General features: G+C 36.7%; 14 protein-coding genes. 13 read left to right on the top strand and 1 reads right to left on the bottom strand.

The features are described 5' to 3' along the window. Nucleotides 1–24: 24 nt before the first annotated feature. Nucleotides 25–378 (bottom strand): hypothetical protein, encoded by a 354-nt coding sequence (locus E4Z98_RS06280; protein ID WP_135255238.1) that lies wholly within the window; start codon nt 376–378, stop codon nt 25–27. 150 nt (nt 379–528) lie between these two features. Here E4Z98_RS06280 and E4Z98_RS06275 point away from each other — a divergent pair, with 150 nt between their 5' ends. From E4Z98_RS06275 to rpe, 13 genes are all read left to right on the top strand, one after another. Next, nucleotides 529–2,250 carry a patatin-like phospholipase family protein gene (locus E4Z98_RS06275; RefSeq protein ID WP_135255239.1) on the top strand — a complete coding sequence of 574 codons (1,722 nt, stop codon included), beginning with the start codon at nt 529–531 and terminating at the stop codon, nt 2,248–2,250. Nucleotides 2,251–2,254: 4 nt separating this feature from the next. Then, a complete protein-coding gene (locus tag E4Z98_RS06270) occupies nt 2,255–2,473 on the top strand; it encodes a YdbC family protein (RefSeq protein WP_135255240.1) in 219 nt (72 codons plus the stop codon). 19 nt (nt 2,474–2,492) lie between these two features. Continuing rightward, nucleotides 2,493–3,377 (top strand): YicC/YloC family endoribonuclease, encoded by an 885-nt coding sequence (locus E4Z98_RS06265; protein ID WP_135255241.1) that lies wholly within the window; start codon nt 2,493–2,495, stop codon nt 3,375–3,377. An 89-nt stretch (nt 3,378–3,466) separates the two neighbouring features. Beyond that, a complete protein-coding gene (gene gmk / locus E4Z98_RS06260) occupies nt 3,467–4,081 on the top strand; it encodes a guanylate kinase (protein WP_135255242.1) in 615 nt (204 codons plus the stop codon). Nucleotides 4,082–4,085: 4 nt separating this feature from the next. Then, on the top strand, nt 4,086–4,385 hold the full coding sequence (gene rpoZ / locus E4Z98_RS06255) for a DNA-directed RNA polymerase subunit omega (RefSeq protein ID WP_135255243.1): 300 nt from the start codon (nt 4,086–4,088) through the stop codon (nt 4,383–4,385). Between the two features lie 120 nt (nt 4,386–4,505). Further along, nucleotides 4,506–6,929, top strand: a complete 2,424-nt coding sequence (gene priA / locus E4Z98_RS06250) for a primosomal protein N' (protein ID WP_135255261.1) — start codon at nt 4,506–4,508, stop codon at nt 6,927–6,929. Nucleotides 6,930–6,945: 16 nt separating this feature from the next. Next, complete coding sequence (gene def, locus E4Z98_RS06245) at nt 6,946–7,440, top strand: peptide deformylase (RefSeq protein ID WP_135255244.1); 495 nt, start codon at nt 6,946–6,948, stop codon at nt 7,438–7,440. After that, a complete protein-coding gene (gene fmt / locus E4Z98_RS06240) occupies nt 7,433–8,374 on the top strand; it encodes a methionyl-tRNA formyltransferase (RefSeq protein WP_135255245.1) in 942 nt (313 codons plus the stop codon). Before def ends, fmt begins: the two co-directional genes overlap by 8 nt. Nucleotides 8,375–8,385: 11 nt before the next feature. Then, nucleotides 8,386–9,744, top strand: coding sequence for a 16S rRNA (cytosine(967)-C(5))-methyltransferase RsmB (rsmB, locus tag E4Z98_RS06235; RefSeq protein WP_135255246.1), 1,359 nt, complete (start codon nt 8,386–8,388; stop codon nt 9,742–9,744). 27 nt (nt 9,745–9,771) lie between these two features. Continuing rightward, the gene (locus E4Z98_RS06230) at nt 9,772–10,518 is read left to right on the top strand and encodes a Stp1/IreP family PP2C-type Ser/Thr phosphatase (RefSeq protein ID WP_135255247.1); all 747 of its coding nucleotides are present in this window, start codon (nt 9,772–9,774) and stop codon (nt 10,516–10,518) included. After that, a complete protein-coding gene (gene pknB, locus E4Z98_RS06225) occupies nt 10,518–12,419 on the top strand; it encodes a Stk1 family PASTA domain-containing Ser/Thr kinase (RefSeq protein WP_135255248.1) in 1,902 nt (633 codons plus the stop codon). The genes E4Z98_RS06230 and pknB overlap by 1 nt, the downstream gene beginning before the upstream one ends. Before the next feature lie 110 nt (nt 12,420–12,529). After that, entirely contained in the window at nt 12,530–13,429 is a 900-nt protein-coding gene (gene rsgA / locus E4Z98_RS06220; protein ID WP_135255249.1) for a ribosome small subunit-dependent GTPase A, read from the top strand. Between the two features lie 18 nt (nt 13,430–13,447). Beyond that, the gene (gene rpe / locus E4Z98_RS06215) at nt 13,448–14,098 is read left to right on the top strand and encodes a ribulose-phosphate 3-epimerase (protein WP_135255250.1); all 651 of its coding nucleotides are present in this window, start codon (nt 13,448–13,450) and stop codon (nt 14,096–14,098) included. The last annotated feature ends 1 nt before the right edge of the window (nt 14,099 follow it).

Raw genomic sequence — 14,099 nt, 5'->3', positions numbered from 1 at the left:
GACTGTGACATCGTCACAGTCCGTTTAGCTTATTTTAGAATGTTGTGGCTCGATATAGCTAACTTTTCGAATATGTTTAATAGGCAACATATGTAAGGATTGTGTTTGTTCATCTTTGAGGATGACCGTGGTCTCATTTGTTGGTTGAAACATGACTTGTCCATACATAGTAGTTGCACGTTTCGTAACAGATTCAGATACTTGTAAGACAGTTGTTGCCTTTAGTGTAGAAGCTTTAATAAGCTGTTCTTTAATTTTTTCTAGTTCTTTCTTAGTGATTAAAGAGTCATCAAAGAAGGATGCGAGAAAACGTTGCGACGAACTAGAAATAATTTGAGTCAGTTGTTTGACTTGGTGCTTCATAGTTGTTTTTTCCATATTTTCTCCTCCAAACTTTTTTAATAATACGTTTATTATACTTAAATTTACGATTCTAATCAACTTAATCGATTATGTGGCTTTTCTATTTGCTAGGATATTTTTTAGGGTATAATAAGAAAGTAGAGAAGGACAAGGTGAGGTGGTTTAATGAAATATAGTGAATTAGTTGAAGATTATTTATTGGATTGGTCTGAGGTTGATTCGTTTATTCAACATGCAACGCCTATTATTACAAATGAGCTTAAAGATACGCGTGAACTATGGTTTCAAGGATATTTTCGTCCAAAAAAAACTGAAGATAAACGTGTGTTTTTGATATATGATCGCACAATATTGCTTGCCATACGTTGGCAAGAACTTGATAAGAGAGTCGTTTGTTTAAAGGAAGTGCTATTAAATAGTGACATTGAGATTAATCGAAACGAGTGTGTTGAACTTGTTCGTGTTGCGACACATTTAGGCTATTTTCGAGAATTGGTTATTGAGGAGAGTGATTGTAACCCTTCGTGGAAATATTGGCTTAAGCAAGCAGGAGCAGTGACACTATCTCATCGATTAACTTTGTCTAGTCAGTATACAGAAGGCTTGGTATTAAGTGGTGGGGGTGCTAAGGGGGCTTATCAGATTGGTGTATGGCAAGCAATTGAAGAACATGCTCGTCAGTTTCCTGTTATAACAGGTACATCGGTTGGCGCTTTGAATGGTGCTTTAATTATGCAAGGTGATTTTGATGTGGCAAAAAAAATGTGGGAAGACATCGCAACAAATAAGATACTTGATTTCCCAGTAAATGACGAGTTGGATTCTTATGATACCAATCACTTAGTTGAAAATATACAATTATTTATTAAGTCTGCCTTGATGAATAAGGGAGTCAGCACTGAACCACTAAAAAAAATGATAGAGACACTTTTGTCGGTTGAGAAGATTAAAGCCAATCCATCTCGTTTTTACATTTGTACCACCAGGCTTAAAATGATGAGTGAGAAAGTGATTGATATTAAAGAACAATCGAATGAAGACGTTTATTTGTGGCTGCTAGCGTCTTCTTCATTTTTTCCAGCGATGGCAGCGACCACTATTGAACAGGAGCCTTATATTGACGGTGGTTATCGTAATAATATTCCTATTGACGTAGCCTTAGCTAAAGGAGCAAATAGTTTATTAATTGTTGATATCGAAGGTCCTGGTGTGACAAAGACACATAAAATATCGCCTACCGTTCCAATCATATACTTAAAAAGTTATTGGTCACTTGGGACAGTGTTATTATTTGACCATGAACGTTCTAAATGGAATATTAAATTGGGTTATTTAGAAATGAAAAAAAAGTTAGGTGAATTAAGCGGCTATTTGTATAGTTTTAACTATGATGAGCAACAACAGCCTCTTAGGGCGATGAATTATCGGTTGTTGCCTCGTGTGTTTAGTAGTGAGCAAATAAAAAATATTTCGAATGATGCATTAGATGGGATAATCAAAAAAATTCGTAAATTAAGTAATGACAGGGTTTCAGTACATACATGGTTAGTTGTCTTAATGGAACTGCTAGCTAAGTATTTAGGTGTTTCACCTATACATGTGTATTCCTATGATGCATTTATTGAGGAAATTATTAAAGAATATCATGCATCCATAGAGGAAAAGTCTCCTACAACAAGTGACATGTTATTATCATTAGGTGAGCATTTAAGTGCTTATTTTGGTAGTACGCCGTTAATTAGTGAACGGGCACAGCTGGTGTTGTTGACAGATTTATTTTTACAAGAAAAAATTTCAACTGACACGTATAAAAAAATAGCGATGATAAATGAACCGGTATTGTTGATGGCTCAGATGTTATCGTGTTTCATTAAAGAAAGAGGGTAAAAATATGGCACAGGAATTTAAATATGAAATTGTTGAAGAGATTGTAGTACTATCTGAAAATCCAAAAGGTTGGCGTAAAGAGTTGAATTTAGTGAGTTGGAATGATCGTCCTGCGAAGTTTGATTTAAGAGATTGGTCCCCTAATCATGAAAAAATGGGCAAAGGTGTCACCTTAACGAATGAAGAATTTAACCTACTAAGAGAAACGTTAAAAAATATGTAGCAAAAGGAGCCCTGTCACAATGAAAAGTATGACTGGATTTGGCAAAAGCCAATCGTTAAATAATAATATTCAAGTAGAAATTGAAATTAAAAGTGTTAATCACCGCTTTCTTGATACTCAATTTAGGATGCCTCGTGAATTGTTAGCTTTTGAGAATGACTATAAGACTGTTTTAAAAGAATTAATTCAACGAGGAAGAGTGGAAAGTTATATCACCGTAACTACCAATATTGATAATCAACGACAATTAATGATTCATTGGTCGTTATTAGATGAGTTAGTCTTGCAATTAAATCAGGCAAGTGAGATGCGTTATAAAGAAAAGGCGTTTAATCCAGAAAGCATCATGACAGGTCTCGTAACAAATCCACAATTTTTTGAAGTGACAGAAAATAAAGAAATGACCCAAGAAGATGCGCAATTGATTATGAAGTGTTATCGTGAAGCTGTAGAACGACTAGATAGTAGTCGGTTAGCAGAAGGAAAACAGATTGCTGGTGTTTTAACGGTACTGCTAAATGAATTTGAGCAACAAATGTTAGCCGTTAAAGAATTAGTTCCAGAAATTGAACAAGACTATCGTCATCGCCTTGAAAAGCGCTTGAAACAAGAAGTGGGCGAGCAATTTGAAGAAAGTCGTTTGCTAACAGAATTGGCATTATTAATTGAAAAGGGTGACATTCAAGAGGAACTAGACCGCCTAGTCATCCATATAAAAAAAGCGCATGAATTAATCACAACAGATGGTCCAATTGGTCGAGAATTTGATTTTTTACTTCAAGAAATGAATCGTGAAGTAAACACAACAGGGTCTAAATCAGTGAATATTGCTGTTAAAGAACTGATTGTACAAATGAAAACAATGCTTGAGAAAATCAAAGAACAAATTCAAAATATTGAATAAATTAGTCAGATTGAGTGACTTACTCTTGAAATTATTGCGAATTTAACGTAATATAAAAGATACTATTGAAAAGTAGAGAGGACGACATTATGTCAACAAGAGGACTATTATTTATCTTGTCAGGACCATCTGGCGTAGGTAAAGGGACAGTGAGAAAAGCGTTATTTGAGAAAGAAGGCAACGAATTAAAATATTCAGTATCCATGACCACACGTAACAGACGTGACGGTGAAGTGGACGGGGTAGATTACTATTTCCGTTCAAGAGAAGAATTTGAACAGTTAATCGAGGAAGGGAAGATGCTTGAACATGCCGAGTATGTCGGTAACTATTACGGCACCCCGCTAGATTACGTGAATAAAACACTTGACGAAGGATACGATGTATTTTTAGAAATAGAAGTGCAAGGTGCTATGAAAGTAAAAGAGAAAGTGCCAAATGGTATCTTTATTTTCTTAACGCCCCCAGACTTAGGAGAATTAAAGGCGCGTATTATCGGTCGTGGAACAGATGAAATGTCTGTTATTGATGAGCGCATGGAAGTGGCGAAACAAGAAATTGAAATGATGAGCCACTATGATTATGCTGTCGTTAATGATAAAATTGAATTAGCTGTAGAGCGTATTCAATGTGTTATTGAGAGCGAACATTTAAAAGTATCCAATGTATTAGAACATTATCAAGAAATGATGAAGGAGTGGTAGACATATGATGTTAAAACCATCAATCGACTCATTATTAGAAAAAGTCGATTCAAAATACTCGCTAGTAATTTTAGCAAGCAAACGCGCGCATGAATTAGAATTAGGTGCAACACCAATGAAGGAAGATTTTTATTCTGTTAAGCACGTTGGTCAAGCATTAGAAGAAATTGAAATGGGCGATGTAGTGGTTGATCCTAACCCTGAATTAAAACGTGAATTACAACGTCAAAAAGAAGAAATGCGTTTAGCTGACAAAAAACGTGAACGTAATGAATTAGAAGCAAAGTTAAGAGCTGAAGGATAACATAATGTTATAGAGCTGTGACAGCGATGTCTCAGCTCTATTCTTTTTTGTAACAGACAAATGATAGATAGTTTAGTAAAATAGAAGTAATAGTCAAAAACAGTTAAGGAGGCAAGAATGATGCGAAAAGTAGCTGAAGTAATTGTCGATGTCCCTACAATGCAAACAGACTTGCCCTATACGTATCTCATTCCTGATGAATTAGAAGATAAGATTCTCCCTGGTATGCGAGTGATTGTGCCTTTTGGTAAAGGTAATCGTAAAATACAAGGATTTGTAACGGCAATCAACGAGATACTACCAACAGAGGATTTAACAGCTCTGAAACAGATTGAAGCACCGATGGATTTGGTGCCAGTGCTCTCAAAAGAATTGCTAGAGATGGCTGAGGAAATGCGACGTACGACATTGGCATTTAAGATTACTTGTTTTCAAACGATGCTCCCCAATGTAATGAAAGCTTCTTACGATAAAAAGTTAGTCGTACGCTCAGATTGTCCACAAGAAATTATGGATACGGTATTTGATGGTTTAGCTGAAATGACGTGGGAAGACGCTCAAACAAGCGGTAAACTCCCTACTATTATGAAGTTACGTCAAGAAAATCTCGTCGATGTCGTCTACTTGGTAAACAAAAAGAATCGTGTTAAAACAATTAAAGGCTTTCAATCTCTTTTAACCAGTCAAGAGTTAATGGCAGTTAAGGACTCGCTAAAGCCTAATGCGAAACAGCAACATTTACTAATAGATGTCCTACTGTTGCTCGATGGCAGCATGATATCTAATAAAGAAGCCCAAGAATTGTATGATATTTCTACAGCCGTTATTAAAACTGGGCAAACCAAGGGCTGGTTGAACATCATTGAACAAGAAGTAAAACGTGATCCTTATGCTAATCACACGTTCAAACAAACGTTTGCAGCGACATTAAATAGCGAACAACAACTGGCTTACGAAGCAATTACTCACGCTGTTAGAGAGCAAAAATCAGAGACATTTTTATTAGAAGGAATTACTGGTAGTGGGAAAACAGAAGTTTATTTACAAGTTATAGCCGATGTCTTGAAAGAAAATAAAACAGGCATTGTCCTAGTTCCAGAAATATCATTGACGCCTCAAACCGTTCGACGATTTAAAGAACGGTTTGGTTCTGAGGTAGCTGTCTTACACAGCGCGCTATCAGTCGGCGAAAAATATGACGAGTGGCGTAAGATTGAACATGGAGATGCCAAAGTAGTGGTCGGTGCGAGGTCGGCTATTTTTGCCCCACTTGATAATTTAGGTGTTATTATTATTGACGAAGAGCATGAAAGTACCTATAAGCAAGAAGAAAACCCTCGCTATCATGCGAGAGACTTAGCCATTTGGCGCGCAAATTATCACCAATGTCCGGTTGTATTAGGAAGCGCTACGCCTTCACTTGAAACCCGTGCTAGAGCGCAAAAAAAAGTTTACCACATGTTGCAACTAACGGAACGTGCCACACAAGCAAGTCGTCTACCAAAAACTGAGATTATTAATATGACGGAAGCCGAAACATTTGGAAAGATGCAAACTTTTTCTCGTCATCTCTTAGAAAAAATCCAATTGCGACTTCACAAAAAAGAACAAGTCGTATTGATGCTAAATCGTCGAGGTTATTCATCCTTTGTTATGTGTCGCGATTGTGGTTTCGTGGTACCGTGTCCTAACTGTGATATTTCTTTAACGCTACATATGGACAGTCATTCAATGAAATGTCACTATTGTGGACATGAAGAGCCAATTCCTAATAAGTGTCCAGATTGTCAAAGTAATAAAATTCGCTATTATGGAACGGGAACACAAAAAGTAGAAGAAGAGTTGACACAATTATTTCCAAAAGCCAGAATTTTAAGAATGGATGTAGATACGACAAGGAAAAAAGGGGCACACGAGCGCCTGTTAGAACAGTTTGGTCAGCATGAAGCAGATATATTGTTAGGCACCCAGATGATTGCTAAAGGGTTAGATTTCCCTAATGTGACGTTAGTCGGGGTCTTGAATGCTGACACGGCGTTAAATTTACCAGATTTTCGAGCAAGTGAGCGTACGTTCCAATTGTTAACGCAAGTTAGTGGTCGAGCGGGTCGAGGTGACAAAGCAGGAGAAGTAGTTATTCAGACGTTTAATCCGGATCATTACGCGATTCAATTGGCAAAACGTCATGATTATGAGCAGTTCTTTAGATATGAAATGTCAGTTAGGCATGAAGCTAACTATCCGCCGTATTATTTTACGGCGCAAATTATTGCTAGTCATCCAGAAGAAAATGTTGTAGCAAAAAAAATGTATGATATATTATTAGGTTTAAAAGAACAGCTTAGTGCTCAAGCGATTATTTTAGGACCAACGCCTAAAGCGGTTATGCGTGTTAATAATCGTTATTTTTACCAAATCGTGATAAAATATAAAGCCGAACCTCATTTATATGAGTATTTACGTAGTATATTAGAAAATAACCAAACAGAAATAAGCAAAGGTCTTAAACTATCTGTTGATACAGAGCCTTTGAATTTTGTTTAATGAAACGAGGAAGATAATGAATTATCCAGTAGTACTTCACCCAGATAAATTATTAAAGAAACAAGCGAAAAAAGTAGAAGCGATTACCGAAGAATTAATTGTCATGTTAGATAATATGTATGAGACAATGGTAGCTCATGATGGTGTCGGCTTAGCAGCGCCTCAAATTGGTCGATCACTTCGTATTGCAGTTATTCAAGCAGATGAAGAAGATGATATTTTAGAGCTAATTAACCCAGAAATTGTCTCTTTTGAAGGTGAGACGATAGATGTTGAAGCGTGTCTTAGCATACCTGGAAAATATGGATTAGTCCCTAGACATGATCGTATTGTAATTCGCTATTTTGATCGTGAAGGTGTCGAATACGAGTTAGAAGCAGATGATTATTTTTCTCGTATTATTCAACATGAAATGGACCACTTAGACGGTATTTTATTTATTGATAAAGCAACTAGATTAATGAGTGAAGAAGAAATGGTACAGTATATGGAGGAATTAGAAAATGACTAAAATCGTATTTATGGGAACGCCAGCTTTTTCAGTTCCTATCTTAGAAGGGTTAATAAAAAATGGGTACGAAATATTAGCGGTTGTGACACAACCAGATCGCCCAGTTGGACGTAAAAAAATACTAACCCCTCCACCAGTCAAAGAGGCGGCATTAAAACATGGGTTAGAAATTCTACAACCAGAAAAAATATCTGGTTCAACAGAAATGGCGCGTGTCATTGAATTGGCACCTGATTTAATCGTGACAGCTGCTTTTGGGCAGTTTTTACCAGAAAGTTTATTAAATGCGCCAACATACGGAGCAGTAAATGTTCATGCGTCATTACTCCCTAAATATCGTGGTGGTGCGCCTGTTCATTACGCCATTATGAATGGTGAAAAAGAAACAGGGGTTACGATCATGCGTATGGTCAAACAAATGGACGCTGGAGATATCTTAACGCAACGTTCAATTGCGATTGAATCAAATGATAATGTAGGCTCGATGTTTGATAAGTTGAGTCAAGTCGGTCATGACTTACTATTAGAAACTCTGCCAGAACTATTAGCAGGGAATATTACTCCCGTTCAACAACGTGAGGAAGAGGCAACGTATTCGCCTAATATTTCACGAGAACAAGAACAAATTGATTGGAATAAATCAGCTCAAGCCGTTGATTGGCAAGTACGTGGTATGTATCCGTGGCCTGTTGCTTATACAATGAATCAAGAAAATCGTTGGAAAATTTTGGGAGGATTTGTGGGAGAAGAAACAACCGATGCGTCAATAGGTACAATTGTAGCAATTGATAAAAAAGACTTTAGTATTGCGTGTGGCAATCAAAGCGTTTATCACGTGACGCATATCCAACCAGCGGGCAAAGGTTCTTTAACGGCACAAGAATTTATAAATGGAGTAGGTCGTCAAACACAAATTGGCGATCAATTAAACTAATGAGTAAAATAATGAATAAGCAAGTCCCAACTAAAATCAAACAAAATCCACGTTTTGTGGCAATGAACTTGTTAACGCAAGTAGATCAAAATCAAGCGTATTCGAATCTATTAGTAGATAAAGGCATTAGAGATGGCCAATTAGACGCTCGTGATGGCCGTTTAATGACAGAAATCGTTTATGGTACGATTAGTCGCCGTTTAACCTTAGAATATTATTTAGCGCCTTTTATTCAAAAGGTCAAAAAAATCGATCCGTGGGTTAAACAACTGTTATTACTATCAATGTATCAATTGCATTATCTAGATCGTGTTCCAGCGCATGGCATTGTTAATGATGCGGTAGACATTGCGAAGGCTTATGGTAATCCTGGCATTGGAAAATTTGTCAATGGTGTCTTACGTAATGTCTTGCGAACAGAATTACCAGATTTAGAGGAAATCGATAATACGACGAAACGTCTGTCTGTTCAATTAAGTTTACCGGAATGGTTAGTGGATAAATTGTTAGCAACAATTGGAGAAAATGAAACTATCGCATTAGGCGAATCACTGTTTGAAACGAGTCGTTCAAGTGCGCGTGTTAACACAGCATTGATTTCAAGAGAGGACGCACTTATCCAATTAAAAGATGAAGGATATGAAGTTGAAGCGTCAGAGGTTTCAACTTTTGGGATTATTGCTGCTTCAGGTTTCTTAGCAGGAAGTGAGTTATTCAAAAAGGGTTATATCACCATTCAAGATGAAAGCTCGATGTTAGTCGCACCAAGCTTGCAGTTAGAACTTGATGATATTGTACTGGACGCTTGTGCAGCGCCAGGTGGAAAAACCACACATATTGCCCAATTTTTAGATGCAAGCGTTGGAGGACGTGTATTAGGACTGGATATTCATCAACACAAAACAAAATTGATTGAAAAAAATGCCCAACGCCTTCAGTTGGAGTCAGTAGTGAGTGCTCAACAACTTGATGCTAGAGAAGTAAAAAATACATTTGAAGATGACGCGTTTGATAAAATTTTAGTTGATGCGCCGTGTTCAGGATTAGGTTTACTACGTAGAAAACCAGATATTAAGTATAGTAAAAAGCCAGAAGATTTTGTGAATTTACCAAAAATTCAACTTGAAATTCTTGAAAGTGTGGCTACGAAAGTGAAACAATATGGTATTATTACTTATAGTACCTGTACCATATTGCCTGAAGAAAATGAACAGGTCATTGAAGCTTTTTTAGCTAAACATCCTGAATTTGAAATAATTGATGTTGCAGGGGCTGATAAGTTTGCGAAATCAAACAGTTATGTAACACTTTATCCACACGAATATGGAACAGATGGGTTCTTTATTTGTAGTTTAAGAAGAGTTAAATAAACAAGCAATTTATAAGAGGTGTAAAAAATGAAAGTTGCTTTTCAAACGAATGTAGGGAAAAAACGTTCAAGTAACCAAGATTCTGTTGGTTTGTATATTAATCAGAAAAATATCGCGTTAGCAATTGTGGCCGATGGAATGGGAGGTCATCAAGCCGGAGATATCGCGAGTCAGTTGACCGTTAGTCAATTAGGCGATGCATGGGAACAAACCGATATTGATGACGAAGAGCTTGCAACGTCATGGTTAAATGTTGAAATTCAACGACTAAACCATTTGATTTATGAAGAAGGTATTCAATTTCCAGAACGAGTAGGTATGGGAACAACGATTGTTGCAGCAGTTGTAATTGATAAGCGTGTCATTTTATTCAATGTTGGAGATAGCCGTTCTTATAGGGTAAGAGGAGATGTTATTTCACAGTTAACAGAGGATCATTCGCTAGTTAACGAATTAGTGAAAACAGGTGAAATCTCAAAAGAAGAAGCCCAGCAACATCCAAGAAGAAATGTCTTAACACGTTCTCTAGGGTTACCTACTGATGTTGAAATTGATAGTGTAACTGTGGACTTACTATTGAATGACTATATCATTTTATGTACAGATGGCTTAAGTAATATGGTACCTGATGAGCGTATGTTAAGAGTTGTTAGTAGTGAGATGACACTCAAGAAAAAAGTAACAACGTTAATTGAAATCGCAAATGAAGCAGGCGGTAAGGACAACATTACGGTTCTGCTGATGGATTTTGAAGACGAAGAGGGTGAAAACTAATGGTAGAAATAGGTAACAAAATAAACGGTCGTTACCGAATTATTCGAAGTATTGGTAGTGGTGGTATGGCCAATGTCTACCTTGCTTACGATTTGATTTTAGATCGTGAGGTAGCTGTAAAGGTGCTACGATTTGATTTTCTTGATGATGAAACAGCCATTAGAAGATTTAGAAGAGAAGCTTTAGCCGCTTCAGAATTAGTCCATCCAAATATTGTTGGTATTTATGATGTTGGTGAAGAAGATAATCGTCAATATTTAATAATGGAATATGTCAAAGGAACAGACTTAAAAAAATATATTAAAGAGAACCACCCATTATCTAAGGAACGAGTAATTGCTATTATGCAACAAGTTCTTTCGGCAATTGGTTTGGCACATGAACATCGTATCATTCATAGAGACTTGAAACCCCAAAATATTTTAATGGATGAAGCAGGAAATGTTAAGATTGCTGATTTTGGCATCGCTATTGCGTTATCAGAGACATCTTTAACACAGACTAATACATTATTAGGTTCTGTCCATTATTTATCACCAGAGCAAGCAAGAGGAAGCATGGCAACACGCCAGTCGGATATTTATGCTTTAGGGATTATTTTGTATGAACTATTAGTAGGAAAAGTACCGTTTGAAGGAGAATCAGCAGTTTCTATTGCATTGAAACATTTTCAATCGGATATGCCTTCTGTGCGTGAACAATTACCTGATGTTCCACAAAGTTTAGAAAATGTTATTCTTAAAGCAACAACAAAAGAGCCTTCAGATCGCTACGTTTCTGCTGATGAAATGGCAAAAGATTTAATGACCTGTTTATTGCCAGAACGAGCAAATGAACCTATATTTAAACCAAAATCAATTATGGAAGATGAAACCAAACGAATTCAACCTATAAGCGATGCACAAGTAACAAAAGCTAATCAGACCAATCAATTGGATAAAGAGTCCGATGAGATAACAGTTGAAAAACCGCCTAAAATTGAACCTAAGAAGAAAAAACGACGTGGGGGTAAGATCGGGTTATTGTTAATGCTAGGTGTTTTAGCAGTTTTAGCAGGTGTCTGGCTTGCACCATCAGGAACAACTATTCCCGATGTTTCAGGTCAAACGATTGATGAAGCTATTACATTGCTAGAAGACAAAGGATTTAAGGTGTCGGATGATTATGAAGAAGCTTTTTCTGAAACAGTTAAAGCTGACCGAGTGATTAGCACATCACCTCGTATTGGAACGCGTGCCTTTAAATCTGAAAAAATAATTTTAACCGTTAGTAAAGGGTCTGAAAAAATTGAGATTGGTAACTATATTGGCTCTCGCTTGACAGATGCTAAAAAAGAATTATTAGATTTAGGTTTTACGGATGATCAAATTAAAATAGATGAAGTGGAAGATCCGGATTATGAACCAGGTGTCATTGTGAGTCAATCACCGGCAGAAGGGTCTAAAATTTCGCTAGCTGATGGTCAAGTAGAGTTAAAAGTCAGCGTGGGAACTGAAACGATTATTTTAGAAAATTTAACAGGTTACACATTAACTGAAGCTATTAATTATTTAAATGGCCAAGGATTAGGTTTTACTCAGGCTACAAGTGAATTTTCAAATAGTATTCCTGAGAATTCTGTTATAAGTACCTCACCAGGAGCGGGTGCAAGTTTAGTAAAAGGGAACTCTGTCATGATTGTGCTTTCAAAAGGACCAGAACCTGTTGAAACTGTCGAATCATCTGAAGAACCAGAAGTTGAATCAACTGAAGAGTCGTCAGCTGATTCAGAAAGCTCTGAAGAAAGTACGGAAGAAAGTACGGAAGATAGTTCAAAAGAAACATCATCTGAAACAAGCACATCTTCTGAGGTTGCCAAAGAAGAGTTATCTAGTGAAAAGACAGAAGATTCAAGTCAATAATATCTATCAACTCTAACAAGAAGTGTGTGATGCTCTTCTTGTTGGAGTTTTTTTATTATAAGTGAATTATGGTATACTGTAATTAATTAAATGGTCATAAAGGAGGCCCTATGGCAAAAGGACAAATAAGGAAAGCATTAAGCGGCTTTTATTATGTATATTCAGATGGAAAGACCTATCAAACAAGAGCGCGAGGAAATTTTAGGAATAGAAATATTACGCCTTTAGTGGGAGATGAAGTTGAATTTAAATTTGATACGTTAAAAGAAGGGTATATTTTAGCGGTTGAACCAAGAAAAAATGAACTGATTCGTCCGCCTGTTGCTAACATTGATCAAGCGGTCTTAATTATTAGTTGTAAAGAACCAAATTTTTCAGAAAATTTATTAGATCGCTTTTTAGTTTATTTAGAGTATAATAATATCGTGCCTATTTTATACTTTACAAAGACAGATTTGCTAGATGAATCCGGCTATTATCAAGTGAAAGAGTATGCAGATTATTTTGAAAAAATTGGGTATCACGTGCTGATGCCATTATTAGGCCATCCAGATGAGTTAGTCGCTACGATATCAACGTTATTTTCTGACAAAGTAACCGTCTTTATGGGACAAACAGGTGCTGGTAAATCAACATTGATTAATAAAATATCTCCAGAGTTGAACTTAAAAACAGGAGAAATTTCTCAATATTTAGGCCGAGGAAAGCATACGACACGTCATGTGGAATTAATTCCTTTAGAAGGTGGATTAGTTGGTGACACGCCAGGGTTTAGTGCTATTGATATTCCGCAAATGGAAACAACGGAATTATCGCAACAATTCATCGAAATAAATGAAGCAAGCCAGTCTTGTAAATTCCGTGAGTGTAAACATGTTCATGAACCTAAATGTGCAGTTAAGGCACAAGTTGCAGCAGGAGAAATTTCACAAGAGCGTTATGATAATTACTTGCAAATATTAAACGAACTTGAAAATCGTAAACCTATGTATGGAAAAAATAAACGTTAATTAGAAAGAGGGAATAAAATGAAAATTGCGCCATCAATTTTAAGTGCAGATTTTGCTAATTTAGAAAGAGATGTTGTATTAGTTGAAAAAGCAGGAGCAGATTATATTCATATCGATGTAATGGACGGTCAATTCGTCCCTAATATTACTTTAGGTCCTAATATTGTTGCTGCTTTGCGACCGGTAACTAAATTACCACTGGATGTTCATTTGATGATTGTGAATCCTGAGCGTTATATTGCTGATTTCGCCAAGGCAGGAGCAGATTTTATTGTGATTCATGCCGAAAGCACACCTCATTTGCATCGTGGTATCCAAATGATTAAAGATTTAGGTGTGAAAGCCGGTGTGGTAATTAATCCAGGGACACCCGTTAGTGCCATTGAACATGTTTTGAGCATGGTAGACATGGTGTTATTAATGACGGTTAATCCAGGGTTTGGTGGACAATCGTTTATTCCAGAAGTTACCGAAAAAATCGCACAAGTGGCGGCTATCCGTCAAGAAAAGGGTTATCAATACGAAATTGAAGTAGATGGTGGTGTAACGGATAAAACCATCAAACAATGCGCAGATGCAGGAGCGGATGTATTTGTTGCAGGCTCATATGTCTATGCTGCGGAGAATCCAGCTGAACGTATTCAAACGCTTCGTGATGCGGTACAGTAAT

Origin of the sequence: Vagococcus xieshaowenii (assembly GCF_004792515.1) — a bacterium.
GTDB lineage: Bacteria > Bacillota > Bacilli > Lactobacillales > Vagococcaceae > Vagococcus_A > Vagococcus_A xieshaowenii.
This window is presented reverse-complemented; position numbering and strand designations above follow the sequence as displayed.